At 62.8% G+C, this 24,263-nt stretch carries 24 protein-coding genes; 9 read left to right on the top strand and 15 right to left on the bottom strand.

The features are described from left to right. Nucleotides 1–279 precede the first annotated feature (279 nt). Genes RAS12_RS10085 through RAS12_RS10070 form a run of 4 tightly spaced genes read left to right on the top strand, consistent with a single transcriptional unit; the run spans nucleotide 280 to nucleotide 4,556 of the window. On the top strand, nucleotides 280–1,830 hold the full coding sequence (locus RAS12_RS10085) for an efflux transporter outer membrane subunit (RefSeq protein WP_306947868.1): 1,551 nt from the start codon (nucleotides 280–282) through the stop codon (nucleotides 1,828–1,830). Then, on the top strand, nucleotides 1,827–2,984 hold the full coding sequence (locus RAS12_RS10080) for an HlyD family secretion protein (RefSeq protein WP_306947866.1): 1,158 nt from the start codon (nucleotides 1,827–1,829) through the stop codon (nucleotides 2,982–2,984). The genes RAS12_RS10085 and RAS12_RS10080 overlap by 4 nt, the downstream gene beginning before the upstream one ends. Continuing rightward, nucleotides 2,974–4,062, top strand: coding sequence for a DUF2955 domain-containing protein (locus tag RAS12_RS10075; RefSeq protein ID WP_306947864.1), 1,089 nt, complete (start codon nucleotides 2,974–2,976; stop codon nucleotides 4,060–4,062). Before RAS12_RS10080 ends, RAS12_RS10075 begins: the two co-directional genes overlap by 11 nt. Next, nucleotides 4,059–4,556, top strand: a complete 498-nt coding sequence (locus RAS12_RS10070) for a transporter suffix domain-containing protein (RefSeq protein ID WP_306947862.1) — start codon at nucleotides 4,059–4,061, stop codon at nucleotides 4,554–4,556. Before RAS12_RS10075 ends, RAS12_RS10070 begins: the two co-directional genes overlap by 4 nt. A 95-nt stretch (nucleotides 4,557–4,651) precedes the next feature. Here the strand turns inward: RAS12_RS10070 and RAS12_RS10065 are convergent, their stop codons facing one another. The 3 genes from RAS12_RS10065 to argH all read right to left on the bottom strand — a co-directional run bounded on the left by RAS12_RS10065 (nucleotide 4,652) and on the right by argH (nucleotide 7,459). After that, nucleotides 4,652–5,077: a hypothetical protein gene (locus RAS12_RS10065; RefSeq protein ID WP_306947860.1), complete on the bottom strand. Its 426-nt coding sequence runs from the start codon at nucleotides 5,075–5,077 to the stop codon at nucleotides 4,652–4,654. Continuing rightward, the gene (locus tag RAS12_RS10060; RefSeq protein ID WP_306947858.1) at nucleotides 5,065–5,802 is read right to left on the bottom strand and encodes a lysozyme family protein; all 738 of its coding nucleotides are present in this window, start codon (nucleotides 5,800–5,802) and stop codon (nucleotides 5,065–5,067) included. Before RAS12_RS10060 ends, RAS12_RS10065 begins: the two co-directional genes overlap by 13 nt. Nucleotides 5,803–6,037: 235 nt before the next feature. Continuing rightward, entirely contained in the window at nucleotides 6,038–7,459 is a 1,422-nt protein-coding gene (argH, locus tag RAS12_RS10055) for an argininosuccinate lyase (protein WP_306947856.1), read from the bottom strand. Between the two features lie 168 nt (nucleotides 7,460–7,627). On the opposite strand from argH, the gene RAS12_RS10050 reads away from it, so the two are divergent. The 3 genes from RAS12_RS10050 to RAS12_RS10040 all read left to right on the top strand — a co-directional run bounded on the left by RAS12_RS10050 (nucleotide 7,628) and on the right by RAS12_RS10040 (nucleotide 11,591). Beyond that, complete coding sequence (locus tag RAS12_RS10050) at nucleotides 7,628–8,992, top strand: mechanosensitive ion channel family protein (RefSeq protein WP_306947854.1); 1,365 nt, start codon at nucleotides 7,628–7,630, stop codon at nucleotides 8,990–8,992. 75 nt (nucleotides 8,993–9,067) lie between these two features. Further along, a complete protein-coding gene (locus tag RAS12_RS10045) occupies nucleotides 9,068–11,134 on the top strand; it encodes an NAD(+) synthase (RefSeq protein WP_306951396.1) in 2,067 nt (688 codons plus the stop codon). A gap of 118 nt (nucleotides 11,135–11,252) precedes the next feature. Beyond that, a complete protein-coding gene (locus tag RAS12_RS10040) occupies nucleotides 11,253–11,591 on the top strand; it encodes a P-II family nitrogen regulator (protein ID WP_129242010.1) in 339 nt (112 codons plus the stop codon). 152 nt (nucleotides 11,592–11,743) lie between these two features. Here the strand turns inward: RAS12_RS10040 and gspF are convergent, their stop codons facing one another. After that, a complete protein-coding gene (gene gspF / locus RAS12_RS10035; protein ID WP_306947850.1) occupies nucleotides 11,744–12,949 on the bottom strand; it encodes a type II secretion system inner membrane protein GspF in 1,206 nt (401 codons plus the stop codon). Between the two features lie 176 nt (nucleotides 12,950–13,125). On the opposite strand from gspF, the gene gspD reads away from it, so the two are divergent. Together gspD and gspE are read left to right on the top strand one after the other, a co-directional pair. Further along, entirely contained in the window at nucleotides 13,126–15,501 is a 2,376-nt protein-coding gene (gene gspD, locus RAS12_RS10030; RefSeq protein ID WP_306947848.1) for a type II secretion system secretin GspD, read from the top strand. Continuing rightward, nucleotides 15,498–16,925, top strand: coding sequence for a type II secretion system ATPase GspE (gene gspE / locus RAS12_RS10025; protein WP_306947846.1), 1,428 nt, complete (start codon nucleotides 15,498–15,500; stop codon nucleotides 16,923–16,925). The genes gspD and gspE overlap by 4 nt, the downstream gene beginning before the upstream one ends. A gap of 7 nt (nucleotides 16,926–16,932) precedes the next feature. Here gspE and gspN read toward each other — a convergent pair whose 3' ends face one another. From gspN to RAS12_RS09970, 11 genes are all read right to left on the bottom strand, one after another. Beyond that, nucleotides 16,933–17,691: a type II secretion system protein N gene (gspN, locus tag RAS12_RS10020; protein WP_306947843.1), complete on the bottom strand. Its 759-nt coding sequence runs from the start codon at nucleotides 17,689–17,691 to the stop codon at nucleotides 16,933–16,935. Beyond that, a complete protein-coding gene (locus RAS12_RS10015) occupies nucleotides 17,691–18,278 on the bottom strand; it encodes a type II secretion system protein M (RefSeq protein WP_306947842.1) in 588 nt (195 codons plus the stop codon). Before RAS12_RS10015 ends, gspN begins: the two co-directional genes overlap by 1 nt. Continuing rightward, the gene (gene gspL / locus RAS12_RS10010) at nucleotides 18,275–19,282 is read right to left on the bottom strand and encodes a type II secretion system protein GspL (RefSeq protein ID WP_306947840.1); all 1,008 of its coding nucleotides are present in this window, start codon (nucleotides 19,280–19,282) and stop codon (nucleotides 18,275–18,277) included. The genes RAS12_RS10015 and gspL overlap by 4 nt, the downstream gene beginning before the upstream one ends. Beyond that, nucleotides 19,279–20,229 carry a type II secretion system minor pseudopilin GspK gene (gspK, locus tag RAS12_RS10005; protein ID WP_306947837.1) on the bottom strand — a complete coding sequence of 317 codons (951 nt, stop codon included), beginning with the start codon at nucleotides 20,227–20,229 and terminating at the stop codon, nucleotides 19,279–19,281. The genes gspL and gspK overlap by 4 nt, the downstream gene beginning before the upstream one ends. Beyond that, complete coding sequence (locus RAS12_RS10000; RefSeq protein ID WP_306947835.1) at nucleotides 20,226–20,852, bottom strand: PulJ/GspJ family protein; 627 nt, start codon at nucleotides 20,850–20,852, stop codon at nucleotides 20,226–20,228. The genes gspK and RAS12_RS10000 overlap by 4 nt, the downstream gene beginning before the upstream one ends. Nucleotides 20,853–20,854: 2 nt before the next feature. Continuing rightward, on the bottom strand, nucleotides 20,855–21,256 hold the full coding sequence (gspI, locus tag RAS12_RS09995) for a type II secretion system minor pseudopilin GspI (protein ID WP_306947834.1): 402 nt from the start codon (nucleotides 21,254–21,256) through the stop codon (nucleotides 20,855–20,857). Next, nucleotides 21,243–21,731 carry a type II secretion system minor pseudopilin GspH gene (gene gspH / locus RAS12_RS09990; protein ID WP_306947833.1) on the bottom strand — a complete coding sequence of 163 codons (489 nt, stop codon included), beginning with the start codon at nucleotides 21,729–21,731 and terminating at the stop codon, nucleotides 21,243–21,245. Before gspH ends, gspI begins: the two co-directional genes overlap by 14 nt. Then, the gene (gene gspG, locus RAS12_RS09985; protein WP_306947832.1) at nucleotides 21,703–22,131 is read right to left on the bottom strand and encodes a type II secretion system major pseudopilin GspG; all 429 of its coding nucleotides are present in this window, start codon (nucleotides 22,129–22,131) and stop codon (nucleotides 21,703–21,705) included. The genes gspH and gspG overlap by 29 nt, the downstream gene beginning before the upstream one ends. Nucleotides 22,132–22,198: 67 nt before the next feature. Next, on the bottom strand, nucleotides 22,199–22,492 hold the full coding sequence (locus RAS12_RS09980) for a hypothetical protein (RefSeq protein ID WP_306951394.1): 294 nt from the start codon (nucleotides 22,490–22,492) through the stop codon (nucleotides 22,199–22,201). Between the two features lie 59 nt (nucleotides 22,493–22,551). Continuing rightward, nucleotides 22,552–23,223, bottom strand: coding sequence for an SOS response-associated peptidase (locus RAS12_RS09975; protein ID WP_306947830.1), 672 nt, complete (start codon nucleotides 23,221–23,223; stop codon nucleotides 22,552–22,554). 377 nt (nucleotides 23,224–23,600) lie between these two features. Continuing rightward, nucleotides 23,601–24,044 (bottom strand): hypothetical protein, encoded by a 444-nt coding sequence (locus RAS12_RS09970; protein ID WP_306947829.1) that lies wholly within the window; start codon nucleotides 24,042–24,044, stop codon nucleotides 23,601–23,603. Nucleotides 24,045–24,263 lie beyond the last annotated feature (219 nt).

Below are 24,263 nucleotides of genomic sequence, written 5' to 3'. Positions count from 1 at the left end.
TGGCGAAAGGCGGTAGTGTAAATCATTCTTATTTGTGGTGCGGTGGCATGTTGTTTTCATGCAGCTTGTCTTTCTCAAGCCATCCTTAAGCCCTAGCGGCGCACGAGAGCGGCGTCTGCCATCTACGCATCTGTGCTGATGGCGGTAATGAACGAACCTTAATAGAATCAAGCAGCGATGCTGACATCGCCTGCATGACGGGCGTTCATGCAGCACGCTCTGTATTGCAGAGCGGCTGCGTGGATCGTAGTGGTTAGGCCCTTGCCGACCTGATACCCAATGCCGACGTTGACGTGTTCGAAATGGCTGTTGCTGTTCGGCGCCCTCTGCCTCGGCGGTTGCACGCGTCTGGGGCCGGACTTCGAGCCGCAGCGGGAAGCGTGGACCGCGCAATGGAACACGCCGGCGCTTGCCCTGGCCAGTGAAACCCGCCCGGAGCCGGATGCGCGGCAGTGGTGGCAGGTTTTCAATGACCCAGTGCTTGATGATCTGATTACCCAGGCAGACGCGCATAACGCGGGCGTGCAGATTGCCGGTTTGCAGATCATGGAGGCTCGCGCCCAACTGGGCATTGCCCGCAGCGGCCGATACCCCCAAAGCCAGGTTGCAGGCGCCGACGCGCTGTATCAGCGGCGTTCGTCGCGTTCGGCTGAAGGTAATCAACGGCCCAGCAGTTTCTGGCAATACAGCGCGGGTTTCGACATAGGCTGGGAGCTGGATTTTTGGGGACGTTTCAGCCGCGCCATTGAGTCTGCAGACGCGGCTTACTTTGCTGCCCAGGCCAATCGTGAAGATGTATTGGTGCTGCTGCACGCCCAACTGGCCGATAGCTATTACGCGTTGCGCACTGCCGAAGCGCGCCTGCGTATCGCGCGCGACAACGCGGGCATACAGAAACGCAGTTTCGAGATCACGGAACGCCTGTTCAAAAGCGGCGAAACCGATGAGCTTGATTTGCAGCAGGCAAAAACCCAGTATCTGGGCACCCTGGCCACCATTCCAGAATTCGAAAGCCAGATATTGCGGACCCGCAATGCCTTGGCCGTTCTGATCGGCCGTCCCCCCAATCCGATGCCGGAATTGCCGGACCTGTCGGCCAAAGAAGCAGTCATTCCGCTGATCGATCGTGCAGTGCTGCAAGACGTGCCCGCCAATCTGCTGCTGCGCCGCCCGGATATCCGAGCCGCGGAGTATCGGATTGCCGCGCAGTCGGCCCAGATCGGCGTGGCCGAAGCGGATCTTTACCCTTCTTTGAGATTGCTGGGCAGCATAGTCTGGACTGCGACGTCGCTGGCCGGAACGTCCGGCGCGGCGGCGTTGATCGGGGGGCCGAGCCTGAGCTGGAACATTTTCGATCATGGGCGCTTGAAGAACAATGTGCGCGTGCAAGATGCGCGGCTTCAACAGTTGATCGTGGCGTATCAGGACGATGTGCGCCAGGCGGCTCGCGAGGCCGACGATGCCGCCAGCGGGCTGATCAAAGCGCTGGAACGCGATGGGATTCTGCGGGATGCGGCGTTGGCCGCCAAGCGTTCCCTCACTTTGGCCAATGCCCTTTACCGCGAGGGGTATTCCGACTTTCAGCGCGTGCTGGACGCCCAGCGCGCGTTGGCCGCCCAGCAAGATGCCTATCTGGTGAATCGCGGCAATGCCGTGAGCGATCTGATCGCCTTGTATAAGGCGGTGGGTGGCGGTTGGCATAGCGGCCAGCCGGTGCTCGACCCGGCGACTCGTCAGCAGATGCAGCAGCGCACCGATTGGGGCGACCTGCTGTCCGATTCCGGCCGTCCGGCCACCGCTGCATCCATGCAAAAAGGTGAGATCCGATGAGTGACACCCCGTCTCCCCCGGCCGCTCCACCGCCTGCCACTCCGCCTGCCTCGTCGCCTTCGCCTGCGGCGCCGGCCGCGCCGGCTGACCCCGCCAAGAAAGGGGTCAAGTGGGTCGTGCTGCTGATCGTGGTGAGCCTGGTCTGGTACTTGCTGGCCGACCGCTACACGCCCTACACGCAGCAAGCGCGGGTGGAGGCTTTTATCGTGCCTGTGGCCGCGGAGGTGTCGGGACGCGTGACCAAGGTTTATGTGCGGAACAATCAAGACGTGCAGGCCGGCGCCGTCTTGTTTGATGTTGACCCGGATCATTACCGGATCGCCGTTGACCGGGCCCGCGCGGACCTGGAGTCCACCCGCCGGCAGATTGGCGCTAGTACCGCCGGCATTGATTCTGCGCAGGCGTCGCTGCGGGCCGCGCAAGCCAATGAGCTTAAGGCGCGTCAGGACAACAGCCGATTGGAACGGCTGTACCGCGAAGATTCGGGCACGATTTCCTTGCGCCGTTTGGAAATTGCCAGAGCCAATCTTGAACAAGCCATCAGCCAGGTGGCCGCGGGGCGGGCCGAGGTGCAGCGGGCCCGTGAGCAGGAGGGCGGAAGCGAGGAAGAGAACGCCAAGTTGCGCAGCGCCGCTACGGCCTTGGAAAAAGCCGAACTCGATCTGGCCAACACGCAGGTCCGTGCGCGGTCAGCCGGTTTGATCACGGACCTGCGCACCGATACGGGCCAGTTTGCCGCCGCGGGCAACCCGGTCATGACGCTGATCGCCATCCATGACGTGTGGATCAACGCCGAGATGACGGAGAACAATCTTGGCCATGTCGAAGCGGGCACGCCCGTGGGGATCATTCTGGACTCGCTGCCGGGGCAGATTTTTGAAGGCCGGGTACGCAGCGTGGGCTACGGCGTCAACGTCGGGCCAAGCACGCCGCCCGGCAGCTTGCCAACCGTGCAGAACAGCCGCGACTGGCTGCGTCCCGCCCAGCGCTTTCCGGTGATCGTGGAATTCAATCCGGGAGAGCTGGAGACCTTGCGCGGCGTGCGTGCGGGCGGTCAGGCGGAAGTGATGGCATTTCCCAGCCCGGGCAATCCGTTGAACGTGCTTGGCCGCGTGTATCTGCGTTTGATGAGCTGGCTTTCCTATGCCTACTGATCCGCTTTCGCCCGCACCGCCGGACCCTCGGGGCCAGCGGTCCTTGCGGCTTGGCGTGGGCACGGCGCTTTGCCTGGCCATCAGCTTCGGTTTTGCCTTGCCGATACCCATGATCGCGCCCGTGCTCGGCGCATTTCTGCTGACGTCGCTGAACCGCCCCTTGTCACTCAAGGCCGGGCTGGGATTGATCTTGATGGTGATGTTCACGACCGGCGTGGGGCTGATGCTGATTCCCTTGCTGCGTCACTACGCGTTCAGTGGGGTGCTGCTGATTGGACTGGGTTTGTTCCTGGCTTTTCGTTTTGGCCTGCGTGGCGGCAACGCGCTGGTGTCTCTATTCATGACTATCGGATTGACGATGATCTCTGCTGCGGGCACCGTCGATTTCGGGCTGGCCCTGCTGGTGATCAATGCGCTGGCCAAGGGGCTCCTCGTCGCCGTCCTCGTGTTGAATTTTTGCCATTGGCTGTTTCCCGAGCCGTCACATGCGCCCATGCCCGCTGCACCCCCCGTCGCGCCAGAGGACGTGGCCAGCCGCATGGCATTGCGCGCGGCCTTGATCGTGATGCCCGCCTTTCTGTTGACGCTGACAGATCCGCTGGGCTACCTGCCCATCATCATGAAGGCAGTCAGTCTGGGCCGCCAGACCTGCACGACGGCGGCGCGTGGCGCGGCGCGCGAATTGTTGGGGTCCACCTTGCTGGGCGGCGTGCTGGCCGTCTTGTTCTGGTGCTCGCTGAGTCTGTTTGTGAATCTGTGGATGTTCTTTCTATGGATGCTGCTGGCCGGTCTGCTGATTGGGCGCAAGCTGTACCGGCTGACGCCGTCGCGGCATCCGCCGAGCTTCTGGCTGAATACGCTGGCCACTCTCATCATCCTGCTTGGCCAGTCGGTGCAAGACAGCTATGCCGGCAAGGATGTGTACACGGCCTTTGCCATACGCATGGGGTTGTTCATCGCCGTCACGCTCTATGCCTGCTTGATGATGTATTTGCTTGAACCCCAGCGCCCGCGGCGGCGCAAACCCGGTTTTTTTGCCAACCACGTGTTTGGACGCCTAAAAAGGAGTCAATCATGACATTGCCAGACAATCCAACCCAGCCGGCCCCCGCACGCGGGTGGCGTTTCAAGTGCGGAATCGGGCTTTTCATCATTGCATTCGCGTTGTGGCTGTTGATTCCGATCGCAGCATCCATGGATGTGCCGGGCTCACGCATCGCAGCGCTGACAGGCTCGATATTCATCGCCAACAAAGTCCTGCTGCTGACTTGCATTGCCGTCATGGGCAAGGAAGGGTTTCAGCAGCTCAAGAGCATGGTGTTCGGACATGCCAAGCGCCTGGCTCCGGCAGAAAAAGTCGGTCCTGCCCGCCACGTCATTGGTCTGGTGATGTTCGTGCTGCCGCTGCTGTCGTCAATGCTGGAGCCCTATGTGGACGCATTCTGGCCGGGCCTGCGGCCGAATCTGTGGCAGGTTCAGCTCTTGGGCGACGTCATGCTGATCGCCAGCTTCTTCGTGCTTGGCGGCGACTTCTGGAGCAAGCTGCGCGCCTTGTTTGTGCGGACGGTCTGAGAGTGCGGCAAGGCCCCTTGCGGGCCTTGCCGATCAGCTATCGATGCCCGCCAGGATGACGCGGATGGGCGGATAGTTGGCTTAGTCAGACGCCCTTAATCCTGCTTGATCATCGGGCACGACAACGTCTGTCTTTCGGGCAAGGGGGAGTTGCTCCAGTCAGGCAAATCTTTCTTTTCGAAGCCTTCCAAAGACTGGTAGCCATTCACATTCCAGTTGTAGTCACTGTCATGCTCTACTTCGATCACGGGATAGCGGCACTGACTACCAGGTTTTTTCAAACGAAAAGCAAAGCGTTCGTGTTCGGTGTCGGTGTGGCTTTCGAGGACTTCATATGCCGTAGATTTGCACGTGCTATAGCTTGAATTCCATTCGATTGCGTTGGCGCGGACATGGAGTGCGCCAGAGCAGGCTCTGCCAGTTCCTTGGAAAACGCCTGCAAAAACGCCATCAGCAGCAACCGCTGAACCGGATAGACCTGCGATGGAAACACACACCGCCAAGACCATTAGCGCGCGCATATTGCGGCCTTTCCGTTTCGTATCAACGACAGCGCATAGTCAAGCTTCTTGGCGTAATTTGAATCGCCAACGTTATAGTATGTTGCAATACTTGATGTCGTGATGAGCTTCCAGCTCGTGATGCCCTTCGCAATCGTCGCTTTCCGATATTTCAGCACTTGGCCCGGTTTCAATACGCGCGCGGTGGGGTTGAGCTTTTGCATTATTTCGATGGTGCTGCCTTGTGCCGCGGCGATCTTCGCAATGTTGCCTCCTTTCTCCACAGTCACTTCATAAATCGTCTGGTCTGCGTCTGGAACGGTCTGGATCGCAAAGTTCGCCATGCGCATTAACAGGTAGCCGATGCCCGCGCGGATATTGTGAGCCGGGATAGTGACAGCGCTGCCCAGGGTCAATCGCTTCTTCCACTCCGGAGCAATAATCAGCTCTCCGCCTTCATTAGCCGACAAAAAAGAACGCAGTCCCGGATCGCCAGGATTGCCTATTTGCATCGGATTTGAACCCCACTTTTTGTTTGAGGCGCCTGTCTCGACCCAGGCTATGGCTTTGATAAGTTGCCAATCGAGTTGCCTGTATCCTGCCGAGCCAGAAAGATGGCGGTTGTACTCACTAACTGCCAACTGAATTTCACAATCCCAGGCGTTCCATCTGGCATCGCTTACGGCCTTGTTTATGCCGTCTTGCCATTTCTCGAAGTTTGTCTTTGTTGGTGCTTGAACTGCCATATCAGACCTTCTCGGTTGATTTTTCCATGTGGCCAGCACGCTGGCGAACCGTGGCCAGATGTGTGAGTCATTCTGGCAACCGTTTAATGTGATGAAAAATTCACCGAGAGTCGATCAGCTTTGTCTGATGTGAAGCGCCCAGGACGCGGGCATTCGTCTGTACCCATCAAAAAAATGCCAGTCAGTTAATAACTGACTGGCATTTCCCTTGCGTAGGGCCGGCCTTGCGTGGAAATCAGCTTTGCGCTGTTTCCGCCAGGACGCGGCGGGCTTCTTCAGCCACGCGCTCAGGCGCCGTGCCGCCCACGTGCTTGCGGGCAGCAACCGAGCCTTCCAGGGTCAGCACCTGGTGGACGTCGTCGCCGATCTGGGCGTGGTAGGCCTTCAGTTCGTCGGTGGACAGATCAGCCAGATCGCAGCCGCGCTGTTCGCAATCGCGCACGGCGTGGGCCACCACTTCATGGGCGTCGCGGAAGGGCACACCGCGCTTGACCAGGTAATCGGCCAGATCGGTGGCGGTAGCGAAGCCTTGCAGGGCGGCGGCGCGCATGTTGTCGGCCTTGACCTTGATGCCGCCAGCCATGTCGGCAAAGATGGTCAGCGTGTCGCGCACGGTGTCCACGGTGTCGAACAAGCCTTCCTTGTCTTCCTGGTTGTCCTTGTTGTAGGCCAGGGGCTGGCCTTTCATCAGGGTCAGCAGGGCGACCAGATTGCCGTTCACACGACCGGTCTTGCCACGGGCCAGCTCGGGCACGTCGGGGTTCTTCTTTTGCGGCATGATCGAGCTGCCGGTGCAGAAGCGGTCGGCCAGGTCAATGAAGCCCACGCGCGGACTCATCCAGAGCACCAGCTCTTCGGACAGGCGCGACACGTGCGTCATGATCAGCGCGCCAGCGGCGCAGAATTCGATAGCGAAGTCGCGATCGGACACAGCGTCCAGCGAATTGCGGCACACGCCATCAAAGCCCAGCGTCTTGGCCACGCGTTCGCGGTCGATGGGGAACGAGGTGCCGGCCAGGGCGGCAGCGCCTAGCGGCAGGCGGTTCACGCGGCGGCGGCAGTCGGCCAGGCGCTCGGCATCACGGCCGAACATTTCAGCGTAAGCCAGCAGATGGTGGCCGAAAGTGACGGGCTGGGCGACCTGCAAGTGCGTGAAGCCCGGCATGATGGTGCCGGCGTTGTCCAGGGCGACGGTGGCCAGCGCGAAACGCAACTGGCGCAGCAAGTCTTCGATGACGTCGATTTCATCGCGCAGCCACAGGCGGATGTCGGTGGCGACCTGATCGTTGCGCGAACGGCCGGTGTGCAGGCGCTTGCCCGCATCGCCCACCAATTCCACCAGACGCTTTTCGATATTCAGGTGGACGTCTTCAAGATCCAGCAGCCATTGGAAGCTGCCAGCATCGATTTCGGACAGGATTTGCGTCATGCCGCGCTGGATATCGGCCAGATCCTGGGCGCCGATGATGCCTTGGGCGGCCAGCATGTCCGCATGCGCGAGCGAGCCCTGGATGTCGTGACGCGCCAGGCGCTTGTCGAAATCCACGGACGCCGTATAGCGTTTGACGAGTTCAGAAACCGGTTCCGAGAACCGGGCGGACCAGGCCTGCGCCTTATTGGCGAACTGGTTTTGATCGGAGGAGGGAGTGTTTGCCATGATGGGCGGAATTATAGGGCCTTGCGCCGGCCCGGCCCATGCGGGCGGTTGTTGTCCCCCTGAGTGCCCCTGACCTGGCCCCGGTTTTTGAGCAAGGAACGTCGTCCCGGCGCGACTTGTCGGATAATCCCACGTTAGTTTCATGAACTTAGAGCGAGATCCAACCTTATGCCCCTGGAATGGGAAGAGCTGGTCACTCAACTTGACACCCACATGCCGCACGAACCCTGGGCCCAGACCCTGGTCGGCATTGGCGTCCTGGTCCTGACGGCGCTGTTCGTCCAGTGGGTGGTCGCCCGGATCGTGCTGATTCTGGCCCACCGCCTGCTGGTGGTCAGCGGCCGGGGCGACTGGGACAAGGCGCTGCTGCGCCGTCGCGCCTATCAGAACCTTTGGTATGCCGTGCCGTTTGCGGTGGTGTCGATGGGAATTGACTTGGTGCCGCACGTGGAGCGGGCGGCGGCCGTGGTGGGCAGGCTGGCCCACGCGGGCGCGTGGATTTGCGTGTTTGTGGCGTTTTCGGGGGTATTGAGCGCCTGGCAGGACACCTATTCCGCGACAACACGGGCGCAAACCCGCTCAATCAAGGGTTATGTCCAGATCAGCAAACTGGTCTTGATGGCGGTATGCACGGTTTTGGTGCTGTCGATTCTGATCGACCGGTCGCCCCTGTGGATGATCTCTGGCCTGGGCGCGTTGTCGGCGGTGCTGTTGCTGGTGTTCAAGGACACGCTGCTGTCGCTGGTGGCCAGCACGCAGCTGACCAGCAACGACATGCTGCGCATTGGCGACTGGATCGAAATGCCGCAGTCCAACGCCGATGGCTTCGTGAAAGATATCGCGCTGCATACGGTCAAGGTCCAGAACTGGGACAACACCGTCACCACGGTGCCCACGTACAAGCTGTTCTCGGAAAGCTATCGCAACTATCGCCATATGTTTGAATCCGGCGGCCGCCGGATCAAACGCACCCTGCGCATTGATGCGGCAAGCGTGCGTTTCCTGACGGATGACGAGGCCCAGCGCCTGATGCGCTTTCGTTTGTTGCACGACTATCTGCAAGCCAAGACGCTCGACATTGCCCAGGCCAACCAGACCATGGGCGAACTTGCCAGCGTGCCTGCCAACCGGCGCCGTCTGACCAATATCGGCACGCTGCGGGCCTACGCCGTGGCATTCCTGAAGCAGAATCCGGAAATTCGCCAGGACATGGCAATGATGGTCCGCATGATGGAACCCACGTCCGAAGGCATCCCGGTCGAGGTCTATTGCTTTACGGCAATCACCGCCTGGGTCGAGTACGAGCGTATTCAGGGTGATGTCTTTGACCACCTGCTGGCTATCTTGCCGGAACTGGGCCTGCGCCTGTATCAGCATCCGTCCGGGGCGGATATCGGCGCCATGGGCAGCCAACTGCGCGAAAGCGCCATCCAGACCGCGATGGCGGCAGAGCGTGACTGGCAGGGCGGCTTGCCAGGCGGGCAGGGCATGCCGCCCGAACTCGGCCTGACCGAAGGCAAGATGCCGCGCTAGACGGTGGCGGCACGGGGGCCGTGAGATAATCCAGCGGTTGGAACTCAGTCTTAAATGACCCAGGCGATCACCCCGATGTCGAACCCGTTCTTCAACTTGTATTCCCACGGCTTCGCCCGGGTGGCGGTCGGCGTGCCCGAATGCCGGGTGGCCGATCCGGCTTTCAATGCCGCGCAGACCATCGAACTTGCCCAGCAGGCCGCCCAAGGGGGCGCCGTGCTGGTGGCGTTCCCGGAGCTTGGCCTGTCGGCCTATACCTGCGACGATCTTTTCCACCAGAAGGCGTTGCTGGACGCCTGCGAGGCCGCGCTTGCCCAAGTGGTGGAAGCGACCGCAGAGCTGGACATTGCGGTAATCGTGGGCGCGCCGCTGCGCGTAGCCCACCAATTATTCAATTGCGCGATTGTGGCGGCGGGCGGGCGCGTGCTGGGCGTGGTGCCCAAGAGCTATCTGCCCAACTACGGCGAATTCTACGAAGCGCGCCAGTTCAGCGCCGCCGACTGCGCGGCCGCAACCGATATCCGCCTGCTGGGCCAGACCGTCCCGTTTGGGTCCGAGCTGCTGTTCCAGATCGACAATCTTCCGCTGTTCCAGTTCCACGTCGAAATCTGCGAAGACGTCTGGGTGCCGATTCCCCCGTCATCGTTCGCGGCGCTGGCGGGCGCGACGGTGCTGGTGAATCTGTCGGCGTCCAACATCGTGGTGGGCAAGTCCGAATACCGCCATCAACTGGTCGCGCAGCAATCGGCGCGGTGCCTGTCTGCGTATATGTACACATCGGCTGGCCGGGGCGAGTCGTCAACCGATATGGCCTGGGATGGCCAGGCGCTGATCTACGAAAATGGCGAGCTGCTGGCGGAGTCCGAGCGCTTCCTGGGCCATTCGCATTTGTTGTTCTCGGATGTAGACCTTGAACGCCTGTCGCGCGAGCGCATGCGCCAGACCACGTTTGGCCAGTCCGTCCGGCGCCACCAGGACGAGGTGCGCAAGTTCCGTCCGGTGGTGGTGCCCGTGAATGCGCCCCTGGATGATGCTGACTTGCCGCTTGAGCGGCGCGTGGCGCGCTTTCCCTATGTGCCGGCCGATCCGCAACGCCGCGATATACGCTGCAAAGAGGTCTACAACATCCAGGTGCAGGCGTTGGTCCAGCGCTTGTCGGCCAGCGGCATGTCCAAGGTCATCATCGGCATATCCGGCGGGCTGGACTCCACCCATGCGCTGCTGGTCTGCGCCAAGGCGATGGATACGCTGGGACATCCGCGGTCCAACATCCTGGCGGTCACGATGCCGGGATTCGCCACCAGTACCCGCACGCTGCAACAGGCACGCCAGTTGATGGCAGTGGTGGGCTGCACGGCATCTGAAATCGATATCCGGCCCAGCTGCCTGCAAATGCTGAAGGACCTGGGGCATCCCTATGCGGATGGCAAACCGGTCTACGACATCACGTTTGAAAACGTGCAGGCGGGTGAACGCACCAACCATCTGTTCCGCATTGCGAATTTCAACAATGGCATCGTGATCGGTACGGGTGACCTGAGCGAGCTTGCACTAGGATGGTGCACGTATGGCGTGGGCGATCACATGTCGCACTACAGCGTTAACGCCAGCGTGCCCAAGACACTGATCACGCATCTGGTGCGCTGGGTGGCCGAGTCGGGGCGCCTGGGAGAGGCCGGGGCGCAGGTGCTGCTGGACGTTCTGGGAACGGATGTCAGCCCCGAATTGGTGCCTGGCGGCGCGGACGATAAGCCGGTTCAGAAAAGCGAAGATTCCATCGGCCCGTATGAGTTGCAGGATTTCAACCTGTACTACACGCTGCGCTATGGCTTTGCGCCGACCAAAGTCGCCTTCCTGGCGCTGGCGGCCTGGCGTGACCGCGAGGCTGGCGCGTGGCCCGAAGGCGGCCACGTGGCTCGTAATCAATATGATCTGGCTGCCATCAAGCGCAATCTCAAGATCTTCCTGGACCGCTTTTTCCGGTTGAGTCAGTTCAAGCGCACCTGCGTGCCCAATGCGCCGAAGGTGGGGTCGGGTGGTTCGCTGTCGCCGCGCGGTGATTGGCGCGCGCCCAGCGACTCGGAATCCGTGGTGTGGATGCGTGACGCTGATCGCATTCCGGACGAGGCGCCAAGGGCCTGATACGGGTTCTCCCGCTTTTCCGGCCCTGTGCCGGTGGTATTCTCTTATCCATTGCGCTCTGCCAGCCGCGACGGCGTGGCAGGGCGCCGCAACAGATCAAACACCCAGGACGACCAACGTGAAACAAGTCACCGCCATTATCAAACCCTTCAAGCTAGACGAAGTCCGCGAAGCGCTGGCCGAAGTCGGCGTCAGCGGCTTGACCGTGACCGAGGTCAAGGGTTTTGGCCGTCAGAAAGGCCACACTGAACTCTATCGCGGCGCCGAATACGTGGTCGATTTTCTGCCCAAGATCCGCGTTGAAGTCGTGTTGCCCGACAACCAGGTTGAAGCCGCCATTGAAGCCGTGGTCAAAGCGGCCCGTACCGGCAAGATCGGCGACGGCAAAATTTTTGTCACCCCGGTTGAACAAGCCATCCGCATCCGCACTGGCGAAAGCGACGAAGAAGCCCTGTGATCGCTGCCTGTAGCCGGGTATAGCGTCATCGCCCGCTCAGGCGGGCGTATCGGACACATGCCGGTGGCGGCGCGCGCAGCTTTTGCCGGGCCGTGCCACCGGGGCGCCAAACAGTGGCGTTTGCGCGACCAGCGCCTGATCCGGGACGCGCATCAACGGATAAGCTGATTCATCTCCAGAATCGGCATCATCACCGCCAGCACGATCAGCAAGACAAATCCCCCCATCAGCAGAATCAGCAGAGGCTCCAGCAGCGCGGTCATGGCCATGGCGCGCCGCTCCAGATCGCGGGACAAATTCTGCGCGCCCCGGTCCAGCAGTTCGGGCAGACGGCCTGTCTTTTCGCCGCTGGCGATCAGGTGTATCAGTAGCGACGGAAAGACCTTCTGCGCGGCGAGCGACGAGGACAAGGCCGCGCCTTCACGCACGCGCGCGGCGGCTTCGTCCACTGCCAGGCGCAAGACGTCATTGCCCAAGGTGCGGCGGGCGGCTTCCAATGCGGTCAACAGCGCAACGCCGCTACCGCAAAGAATCGCCAGCGTGGAGGCAAAACGCGCGGCGTTCACGCCCAGCACAAAGCGTCCGGCCAACGGCAGACGCAGCACGCGTGCATGCCATGCCCGACGCGCCGCCGGCGCCCGCAGCGTATAGCGCCACAGCACAACGGCCAGCACCAGCGTCACACCCGTCACCGCGCCCCATTCACGTACGTAGTCGGACAAGGCCAGCATGATGCGGGTCAGCAATGGCAGCTGTTGTTTGGCGTGATTGAAAGCCGATACCACCTGCGGCACCACATACCCCAGCAGAAAGATCACGATGATCACCGAGACGCTGGCGACCACGGCGGGGTAGATGAACGCCGTCATGACTTTGCTGCGCAAGGTGTTGCGTTCTTCGATGTAGTCCGCCAGCTTTTCCATCACCTGTGCCAAGTCGCCGGATTCCTCGCCCGCACCGATCAGCGCGCGGTAAATCTCTGGAAAATCGCGCGGTCTGGCCGCCAATGCGGTGGACAGCCGGTGGCCGGCGCGCACATCGTCGCGCACGCTGCCCAAGGTGGCGGCGATATGTTTTTTTTCTGCCTGTTCCAAGGTGGCAGAAAGCGCGGCGTCCAGCGGCAAGCGCGCGGCCAGCAGGCTGGCCAATTGACGCGTCAGCCACGCCAGATCGGCGTCCGATAAGCGCGTGCGCAATGCTGCGCTCAGGCCTTCAGCGCGAGCGGCCAGCGATGTAGACAGCGGCAACAAGCCCCGGCCGCGCAACTGATTGCGGGCGCCGCGTTCGGAGTCTGCATCGATCGTGCCGCGCACGATTTTTCCTAGCGCGTCGGTGGCTTCGTAACGGAAAGAAGGCATGGTGGCGATGAGGGGCTGCGCGCGAAATGAAACGTGCCAAGCCCCGAATTTAAAGGGTTTCCAGCCCGTCACCTTGCCTTCCAATTATGACCGTAGTGTTGCACTGTCACCCCGTATACTCCGACGCGCTTTCACGTTTTTTCACACGATTTCACGTCTCAGGCATCTATCTCGTCATGCGTCACATCGCGCAATTCAGCCTTGCAATCCTGCTTGCGGCAAGCCAACTCGGACCCGCAGCCAGCACGGCTCATGCTCAACAGGCAGACTCTCGCGTCAGCCTGAATTTCGTCGACACCGATATCCCCGCCGTCTTGCGTGCGCTGTCTCTGTTCACGCAGCGCAACTTCTTGGTGGACCCTCGCGTCAAGGGCAAACTCACGCTGGTGTCGGACCGGCCGGTAGACGGCGGACAGGCGCTGGCCATGCTGACCGGCGCGCTGCGTTTGCAGGGCTTTGCAATCGTCGATGTCGATGGCGTGACGCGGGTGGTGCCTGAAGCCGATGCCAAGCTGCAAGGCAGCGCTGTGGTTGGCAGCTCGCGTGCTCCCGCCAGTACGGCGGTGGGCGGGGCGGCCCGCGGGCCGGTGCCCGTGTCGGCGTTTGCCAAGAGCGGCGGCAGCAGCGGTGAAATGCTGACTCGCGTATTTCCGCTCAAGTACGAGAACGCCGCGAACCTGGTGCCGGTGCTGCGCCCCATGGTGCCGCCGAACAATCCCATCAATGCCTACCCCGGCAACAACACGCTGGTGGTGACCGACTACGCCGATAACCTGGAACGGATTGCGCAAGTCATCGCCCGCATCGATGTGCCCAGCTCCATCGACACAGATGTGGTGCCGGTGCAATCAGGCATTGCCACCGACATCGCCATCCTGGCCTCGCAGTTGCTGGACACGCAAAGCAGCGACCCTACGCAGCGCATCGCTGTCGTGGCCGATCCGCGCAGCAACAGCGTGCTGGTGCGTTCCGGCAGCCCGGCGCGCACGCGGCTGGCGCGTGACCTGATTCAAAAGCTGGATGCGCAGCAGAACCGTGCGGGCAATCTGCACGTGGTGTACATGCGCAATGCGCAAGCCACGCGCATTGCGGAAGTGCTGGGCGGGTTGTTGTCGGGCCAGGCGAATTCCGCGCCGGGCACGAACGCGGGCGCGGGAGCCACCAGTGGCGGTACCTCGCAAAATGGCGGACGTGCGCAGAACTCGTCGGCGAATAATGGCGGCCAGACAGGGCAGGGCATGTCCAGCCAATTGGGCTCATCCAAGGGCGGCTTGTCGGGCGAGCAGGAACGCATTGCTCGTGAAGACAATAATTCGCAGGCCGTGTCGTATTCGGCGGGCGGCGCTACCGTGCAGGCCGATCCGGCGACCAACTCGCTGATTATTTCTGCGCCGGAACCCTTGTATCGAAGCCTGCGCGAAGTGATTGACCAGCTGGATCAGCGCCGTGCGCAGGTGCTGGTCGAAAGCCTGATCGTCGAAGTCAGCGAGGCGAAGGCTGCGGAATTCGGCATCCAGTGGATGACGGGCGCAGGCAATATCAACAGCGGCGGCACGAGCTTCATCGGCGGCACCAACCTTGGCGGCAGCGGCATTACCGGTAATGGGCCTACGTCCATTGATGCCTTGGGCGGCGGCTTGAGTCTGGGCGTGGTCAAGGGCACGGTCGATGTGCTGGGCAATAAGGTCATCAATCTGGGCGTGTTGGCCCGCGCCATGCAGAACACCGGCGAGGCCAATATTCTGTCCACGCCAAATCTGCTGACGCTGGACAACCAGTCAGCCAGCATTCTTGTTGGCAAGACCGTGCCCTTTGTGACGGGTCAGTATGTGACCTCTGGCAGCAACGGCAGCTCGAATCCGTTCCAGACGATTGAACGCGAGGACGTGGGTCTGAAACTGAACATACGTCCGCAGATCTCGGAAGGCGGAGCCGTAAAGCTGGACATCTATCAGGAAGTCAGCAGCATCGACGAAAGCCGCTCCACGCCCACGACGGGCATTGTGACGAACAAGCGTGCCATCGATACCAGTGTGCTGGTCGATGACGGCCAGATCATTGTGCTGGGCGGCTTGATTGAAGACAACGTATCGCTGACCTCCAATAGTGTGCCGGGCCTGGGTTCGCTGCCCGTGATTGGTTCACTGTTCCGTTACGACACGCGCAAACGCACCAAGACCAACCTGATGGTGTTCCTGCGCCCCTACGTTGTGCGTGATGCGCGGCGCAGCGCCAGCGTCACGATGGACCGCTACGACTACATGCGCCGGGCTCAAGGCGTTGCGCAGCCGGGCGAACACTGGGCGTTGCCCGATATGCAGGCGCCCATGCTGCCGCCGCCGGGCTCGGCGCCGTCCGTGTCCAACAATGCCTACGACATGCGGCCGGATCAGCTGGAGGCCACAATGCGCCGCCCGGCGCCCGTCACCGTCGAATCTTTCGCGGTGCGGCAGTATCCGGGCACGCAGCTTGGTCGCGATGTGTCGTCGCCGATACGGGTGAACCAGGCGCTGATGTCGAGCGTGGCGGTGGACCCCGAGTCGCTGCTATGAGCGCGCACCCCTTGCCCTACGCCTGGGCACGCACTCAACGCGCCGTCTTGTCGCTGCGTTCGGGGCAGGCGCAGTTGACGGTCAGCCCGCGCACGCCCGACTGGGCGGTGCGCGAGATCCGCCGCTGCCATGGCGATATTGCGATGGCGCATGTGGACGACGATGCGCTGGAAACGCTGCTGACCGCCGCCTACAGCCATTCCGAGGATGCGGCGTCGGTCATGGGGGTGGCGGAAAACGAGATCGATCTGGATCGTTTGCTGCAAGACATGCCCGAAGTGGCAGACTTGCTGGAAGCGCAGGACGGCGCACCGGTGATCCGCATGATCAATGCGTTGTTTTCGCAAGCGGCGCGTGACGGCGCCAGCGATATCCACATCGAGCCGTTCGAGACGCATTCCGTTGTGCGCTACCGCGTTGACGGCACGCTGCGCGATGTGGTGTCGCCGCGCAAGGCGTTGCACGCCGCGCTGATTTCCCGCATCAAGATCATGGCCCACCTGGACATCGCGGAAAAACGGCTGCCGCAAGACGGGCGTATCGCCTTGCGCGTGGGCGGGCGGCCGATTGACGTGCGGGTATCGACCCTGCCCACGGGGCATGGCGAACGCGCCGTATTGCGTTTGCTGGACAAAGAGGCGGGCCGCTTGCAGCTGGAACGTCTGGGGATGAGCGCTGGCGTGCTCACGCAGCTGGATCGCCTGATTCGTCAACCGCACGGCATCGTGCTGGTGACGGGACCGACCGGTAGCGGCAAGACTACGACGCTGTACGCGGCATTGAGCCGTCTGGATGCGTCCACCTGCAATATCCTGACCGTCGAAGACCCCATTGAATACGACCTGTCTGGCATCAGCCAGACGCAGGTCAACGCCAAGATCGACATGAGTTTTGCGCTGGCCTTGCGAGCGATTCTGCGGCAAGACCCTGACGTGATCATGATCGGCGAAATCCGGGATCTGGAGACCGCGCAGATCGCTGTGCAGGCGTCGCTGACGGGCCATCTGGTGCTGGCCACGCTGCACACCAATGATGCAGTGTCCGCCGTGACGCGTCTGACCGATATGGGCGTGGAGCCTTTCCTGCTGGCATCTTCCTTGCTGGGCGTGTTGGCTCAACGGCTGGTGCGCAAGCTGTGTCCGGAATGCAAGAAGCCGTCCATGCAGGACGGCGTGCGCGTCTTTCATCCTGTCGGTTGCGCCGCCTGCAATCACACCGGCTACAGCGGCCGCTCAGGTATCCACGAACTGTTTACCGTGGACGACGAAGCCCGCAGATTGATTCACGAAGGCCGTGACGAGCGCGAACTACGCCAGGCGGCCACCGCCAGCGGCATGCGGACCATGCGACAGGATGGCCAGCGCTGGGTCGAAGGCGGTCAGACCTCGCCCGAGGAAATCGTGCGGGTCACGCGCGACGCTTAGGCCCGTATTACTTGCCGGTGCCAAAGACCACGGTGTCGTCCGAGCGGCGGCCCAAGGTCGACAACAGTCCGTCCAGTGCCGCACGGTCGGCCACAGTGGCCGCTGGCGCGTAGGTAGCCTGTCCCTGGAAATTCATGCCGCGCGCATTGACGCTGCCTTGGCCCGTGACGGTCAACAAGCCGCTTTCGGTGCTGAGAGTGAGTGTCGCGCCCGGCTTGCCTGTGCCTTGCACCCGCAGCAGATAGGTCCCGATCGGCGCGACCGAAGACAACGCGGTGCTGGCATTGCGCCAGCGCAGATCGGCCACCGGACCAGCCGGAAGATCGCCGCCCAGACGTAACGCCTGCCAGCTGATTTCCAGCATGCCTTCGGGCGCGATCGTATTCCATGGCGCGCCCAGCGCAGGCAGGACCGTTGCAGGCACGCGCAGCGACTGCGCGGGAATCGACAGGCCACCCCATCCCACGCGGGCGCGCAACGGCCCTTGCAGCCAGGGGTGCGAGATATCAAGCGCCATGGCATCCCAGCGCCATTGCCATTGCACGGCTTGCGGCAATACGCGTTGCGCGCCGGGCGGACCCAGCGCGACCCACGCGCTGCCGTGCCAGAGGGTGCCGCTGGCATCCGCCAGCGTGACGGGAGACTTGCCGGGCAACATGACCAGCAGCCAACTTGCGGGCAGCACGCAAACGCCTGCGGCAATGGCACAGAAGACGCCCGCAGTCAGCAGCGCTGCGGATCGCTTGTTGATTCGGAACACAGACATCAGCGGTTTCCCGCCGTGTCCGGCAATGCCAGCGTGACATGACCATTGACCAGTCCGGGCAATGGCCGGCCATTGACGTTCGCGGCGCGCGTCAGTTCCACGCTGCGAATAACCAGTCCCCAGTCGCGGCCTGCTGCGTCCAGCCAGCGCAGCAGCGCGGATGATGCCGCTTGATTCAGCGTCAGTTCAACGCCCGCGCCAGTTTCAGGCTGGCCTAAGCTCCACTGAGCGGCGGGCAAGCCTGCGCGTTCCAGACTGGCGCTGAGTTCTGCGGTTGCGGGCAGCGTGGTGGCTGGGGCGGCAGACCGGTGGCGCATCGCTCGGGCTTGTGCCGTCAGGTCCGCCACGGTTGCGGCTTGGCCGCGCAGCGCCGGTAATTCAGCTTGTGCTTTGCGCATGGCATTCAAAGGCGGTTCGATCAGGCCGAGGAATACGATTGCAGCGCCCAGCAGCAGGGCGGCACCGGTCACCAGCCGGCGTTCGCGCGGGGCCAGGGCCAGGAAGCGCTGACGGGCGCGCGTGAGTGCGGGGTCCAGAGGTTTGCGGACGGAGTGCCAGGCGGCATGCAGACGTTGAAACGGGATCATGGTTGCTTGCGCAGGATGCGCCAGGTGTTATCGGTGTCGCCGCGCTCCAGCTTCAAGCCCAATGCGGCCGCTTGTTGGATCAGCGCGGGGGTTTCGGCGACGCGTTGCGAGTTTTCGCCAGCGTCGGCCAGCTGCAAGGTCAGTGCTTGATCGGCGTAAGTCAGGCGTGCCACCTTGTCGGCGGCAAAGGGCAGCGTCTGGGCAGCGGCGCGCGCCAAAGGCAGAAAATCAGCCGCGTTCGCCGCGCCGCGATTGGCTGCTAGCTCATCCAAGCCCTGTTGCGCCTGACGCACGGGGTCCAGCACCACGGGCAGGTCGGGAAACGCTGTCAACACCTGTTGGCGCATGCCGTTACGCAGCGCGTCGGCTTCGGCCCGCAGTTGCGAGGCATGAATATTCAAGCCCGCTATCCAGACAAGCGCCGCCGCCGTGCCCCAACGCCAGACCGGCCGCCAGCGCGACACGCGGGCGGGCGCAAGCTGGGGCATGGCCAGCGACCATGAAGGCGACGGCGCCTGCCAGCGCGGGTCGGCAGGATCGCGTAATGGGGTTGGTAGTGCTGAAGTGGAGGATTCAGCTGCCAGCGTTTGCGGCGCGATCAACGCATGCACGCGCAGGTTTTGCGCGCTTAACAAGCTCCAGGCGCGGCGCACGGGTTCACGGGGTGACCATGCCAGCGCGACCGAGCCGTCGGGGCGGCGTGGCCCGTGCCCGATGGCCAGCGTGCTCAGATCGCTCAATACCAGGGGTTCCAGCGCACTGTGTACTGCGGCGGCAAAGCGTGCGCGGGCTACGGCGGGAATCTGCACGGTCGTGGCAATGACGTCGGCAGGATGCAATACGGCTTCGCAAGCGGCTTGCGGATAGGCATTGCCCATGGCGCGTAGCGTTAGTTCGCCTTGCTGAGTGCAGCGGCCGCGCCGGTCGAACCAGGCATAGGCCAAGGGCGAATCGGTACTGAATTCGTCCAGCGCAGGAAGCGCGATGCGCAGGGTGTTTTTCAAGGGATTTCTCTAGTCCAGATTGTGTCGGGCGCCGCGGGCGGGGCGCTGCGCACCAGGGCTTGCATGGATACGCGTGCCCGTTCGTAGACGACGGTGCCGCTTGCCAGGAACCAGCCGCTGGCGGTGGTGACAGAGGGCGCGGGGCCTTCCACGCCGGTGCCCGCCAGCCGGTTGGCAAAGTCGCCCGCATTGTTGAACCAGTTGCCGCGGTCGCGTTCGCCCGTGATGGAACGCGCCTGGCTGATCGACAAGCCGGGCACCAGTGCAGCGATGACTTCAGCGGGCGCGGTATTGACGTTGACACTGGTGGCGGCAGGCAACACGGTCATCGTGCGTCGCAGCGCATTTCGCACGGGCGGTTCCAATGCCAGCAATGCAGCAATTTCGTCCACGCCGCGAGGCAGTGGCGCGCGCGCGTCGGGCGTGGCTGCGGGCTGCCCGTTGGGCGCCGCCGGGGCGTCGGCGGGCAGCGCGGGCGGCTGGGCCATGGCGATGATGTCCACGATGCGTATGGCCAGCGTATCTGGCAGTTGCAGCGTGTTCAGCAAACGGCGCAACACGCGCTCTTGTTCAGGTTGCGGCACGCCATTGCGTGCCAGATTGCTCAGGTTGTACTTGCCTTGTTCGTCTTCGACCCGGCCCGAGAACACGGCGACGCGGTCGTCGCCTGGCCGCTCGATACGGGTATCCAGCACCGGTGTGGCCCAGATTTGGTCGCCGCGTGTCGTGGTTTCACGCCGGCCGTGATCGCGCACCACCAGACGCGCCCAGTCGATACCGCCCGCCAGCATCACGCGGGCCTGCACCCGGGCCATTTCATTTTCCACGCGGCGGGTACTCGCGGTCTGACGCTGGAACAGGCTGGTCGTGAGCGCCGCGACGATGGCCACGATGATGAGCGCGCTGATGACCGCAGCGCCCCGTTCCTGATTGCGGGCTTGCGTCATGGCAACTCCAGCACGCGCACGTAGCGCTGCGGCGCGCTGGCAGCGCCGCGTTCCAAGGTGATTTCAATGCCGGTGGGCGTGGCGGCGAAGCTGCTGTTTGCATCTACCCAGCCAATGCCCGGCACCCAGGCGCGCAGCTTCAGTGATCGCACGCCTGCCAGCAGCAGCGCGCCGTCGACGGCGGCGGGCAAAGGGCTCTGCGCAGCCGCGGGTCCGGTGGCGCGCCATAAGCCATCCGCACGCACCTGCCAGTGCACACGCTGCCACAGTCCGTTGCCGTCGGGGTCCGGCCGCAACAGTTCCAATGTTTGGCCGCCGCTTGCCCGGCGCAATAGCCGCAGGCCGCTGGTAAAGGTCAGATCGTCCTTGCCCGCTGCATCAAAGCTGGGGCCGGTATATGACAGCTCCACATCTCGCGCCATCTGGCCCAGGGTGCGGACGATGGCGTCGGTGTCGTCGGCCTGCTGTTCAATCCAGTCGCGCGCGCTGGACACGCTGTCCAGGCCGCGCCAGGCCATCAGACTGACCAGCGCCATCAGCGCCAAGGCCACCAGCACCTCAATCAAGGTGAAGCCGGCTTGGGCACCGGCAGGTGTGGCGGTAGAAGTGGAGCGGCGGCGCATCGTTATCGCAAGGTGGCCAACAGGCCGTCCAGCTGCAACAACACCGCGTCAGGGCGTGCCGAGGCCGAGTCGTGGACGTTCACCGTAACCTGCCGGAAGCTGCGGTTCATTGAATTCGTAAAGACCAATTCGCATTGCAGCGCGCGGCCCCCTTGCGGGCAGGGCACGGTCTGCGTGCCCGCGCGCGGCAGGGTCTGTTCCAGCCGTAATTGCGTCAGCGCGTTTTGCGCAGCGAGCAGCGCCAGCGTCTTGTCTTCCAAAGCGCGGTTGTTGGCCGCCATGACGCCGGTGGCGCGCAGGGCAGCGGCCATCGCCACGGCGATGATGGCCAAGGCCACCAACACTTCGATCAGCGTGAAGCCGCGTTCGCGGTTGGCGGCGCGGGGCGGTTCAATGAAGGTCATAACGGCCCGCGGCATCGCGTTGCAAGGTGACGCTGGTGTCGCCCGCACGCAGGGTCAGCGTGATCGGGCTGGCCACCCATTCCGTGTTGAATATCAGCGGACGATCTGGGTCCAGCCTTAGTTGCACAGGCGCGGCGCGCCAGGCTTGCGGGCGCAATACCTCGTCGCGCTCCAAGCGGTCGGCGGGCACGGGCGCATCGTCTTGCGCGCTGATGCCCGGCAGACGGCCCGGCCGTTCAAACGACCAGCCCTGGTCATTGGCAAGCCAGCGGATGGGCCGCCCGTCGCTGCGTGCTTCGCTTTGCGCCACGGTGAAGGCATCCGCCAGACGTTGCGCGTCGCCGCGCAAACCGTTGTCGCGCTTGCCGATGGACAGGCTGACCATGCTGGCCGCGATAGCCACAATCACCAGCACCACCAGCACCTCAACCAGCGTGAAGCCGCGTTCAGAGTTCCCAGGAACCGATGTCGGCATCACCGTTTTCTCCCCCGGGCTTGTTGTCGGCGCCGAACGAGAACACATCGATATCGCCCTTGACGCCTGGGCTCAGGTATTGATACGGATGACCCCAGGGATCATTGGGCAGCTTGTCCAGATAGCCGCGCCAGTTGGCTGCGCCTTCGGGCTTTTCAGCCAGCGCGCGCAGTCCTTGCGAAGTCGTGGGGTAGCGGCCGTTGTCCAGCCGGTAGAGTTTGAGCGCCTGCATGATGCCCGCGATGTCCTGGCGCGCGGCGACTTGCCGGGCCTGGTCGGGGCGGTCTAGCACGCGGGGCACAATCAGGGCCGCCAGAATCCCCATGATCACAATCACCACCATGATCTCGATCAGGGTGAAACCTTGCTGGCGGGCAAGCCCACGCGGAAACTGACGCACTTTACAACTCCGGTCTTTCTGTAGAAGCCGGGAATTGTGGACATGAAATATGACAGTAATGCTGACGCTAGCGCGGAGCCATCCCCTTTCTGAGCTTGGCGGGGGACTCCATGAGTGCCGCCGTCATGTCATCGCGCTCCAGCACACAGGGTTCAAGACGCAGGCCTTTCATGAAGTCGTCATAGAGTTCCCCTGTGATGCCGGCCGGCCGTTTGAAGTCGCCCGACAACTGATAGGCGCGCAGCAGGACCGAGCGCAGGCGCTTGACCTCCCAGAGCAGGGCGATCACGTCGGGATTCCAGGGCTGGCGCTCGCGGATGATCCGCAGGTCGGCGTGGGTAAGAGGGGCTTTGAACGGCATAGTCGAAAACACTGGTTATGCATCCAGTATAATCGTCAGAAAAATGGGGGCGGCAAGTCTTAGCCGTTTTTTTTGAATGGCGTGGCCAGCAACTTATCTGCCGGGTAGGGCAGCAGAAAGTCGCGGGTGTCCCCGGCTGAAGCCGTCAGCCAGTCTCCATACGCCCCCTCCGGCAACATGACGACCATCCGTTTTTCGTGCCCTGCCTGGTGATATTGGCTAAATAGCGGGTCGTGGTCCGCATTGATGGTCAGCATCGTGAAACTTTCCTGAAGCTGGCCCGCTGCGTCGCGCCAGCGGTCCCACAGGCCAGCGATACCCAGCGGGGCGCCATCGCTTCGGGTAAAGCGCGTAGCAATCGCAACACCTGTCCGCCAGTCCGGTTCAAAGATGGCATCGGCAGCAATGATGCAGTGCTGCGCCCGCCGCCAGGCGTTGCCAAAGGTGAATGATTTGGCCGCCGTTTCGCTGCGAGCATTGAATGTCGATAGCTTGCCGGCCTTGTCCAGGCCGCTGGCTGGGGTCGTGGCGCTGATCAAGCCCCACCGGCCTGTCACGGCTTCGCGTGGGGGCACGGCCTCATCGCCCGCATCGTGCTCTACGGGCTGCCGGATGAAAACCCCCTGGTATCGCGGCCACATGTCGGTCTTGCCGGACAGGGATTGCGTGCGCACGCCAAACTTCTGCAACAGCAGCTCGGCATCTTTAAGCGTCTGGTAGTGGGAGCACATCGAAAGACCCCGGCGGAGTGTCCAGTTGCCCTTCCAGAGCCGTGTGTACGGACCCGTTGGCGGCCCGAATCGATCACAGACTGGAAGTGAGGAACCATTGCACGAATATACGGCTTCCGGCCAGCAAAACGCTGGCCTGCTACCATGGCCCATCTACAAGGAGTGGTAATGGCTACAAAAGAGAAGTCTTCGACTGGGTTGGCAGCGTTGGTGGAAAAGGCGCTTCAACAAAAGAAGTTGGCTGCCGCCACCCAGAAACCGGCAGGGTCGTCCCTGTCGAATTTGGCAGGCCGTAAGCAAATGGGCCGGCCAGCAGGACGCAAGCGCTGACCGGCGGGCGCTAGAAAAGGAGCGCCGCCAGACTCACCCGCACGTCTTCAAGGTACCTGTGTAATGCCCCCCGGCGCGTCCAACGCCGCGGGCGTTGCCAGCCGATTCAATCTTCCCCCCTGTTCCACCGTCACGGCGTCTGCGGCGATTTCGCGCAGCACGATGCCGGGTGCAACTTCACCGCCCGCGCGATACGCCAGGGGCGGGCCGCCGTCCACACTAAGCACGGCGGCGCCATCGGGACCGGCCGCAATCAGGCCCAGCACCGAAATCTGCGTGCGCATCACCTCATCCTTGCCAAACCACAATGCCACCGGCGTGTTGTCGGCTGCGCGCGGCGCGGCTGCTGAGACAGCAGGCGGCAGCGCGCCCGGACGCGGCGCCAGCAGCACCGAAGCCCACACGCCCAGTCCGGCCGCAAGCCCCAATACGGCAATAACGCGAAACACCGCAGGCGCGGCGGGCAGAGCAGGGCGGAAGGACAAGGGCATGGCGTCAATGGTTAAGGCAGATTGCAACGCGCCCGACTATAGAGGCGTTTCATGACAAGCCCGCGATCAGCGATCACGGCGCCTTAGCCGACGGCGATTTTCCCCTGCACGCCATACGCGACGCAAAAGAATCTTGATCTGTCGATCAACGTTTCTGTTCCTCGTTTCACGGGTCCTTCACGTTGGGCCTCCACTATGTGCGCAGCGTAAAAACCTGTT

The sequence above is a fragment of the Achromobacter seleniivolatilans genome, from assembly GCF_030864005.1.
GTDB lineage: Bacteria > Pseudomonadota > Gammaproteobacteria > Burkholderiales > Burkholderiaceae_B > Achromobacter > Achromobacter seleniivolatilans.
This window is presented reverse-complemented; position numbering and strand designations above follow the sequence as displayed.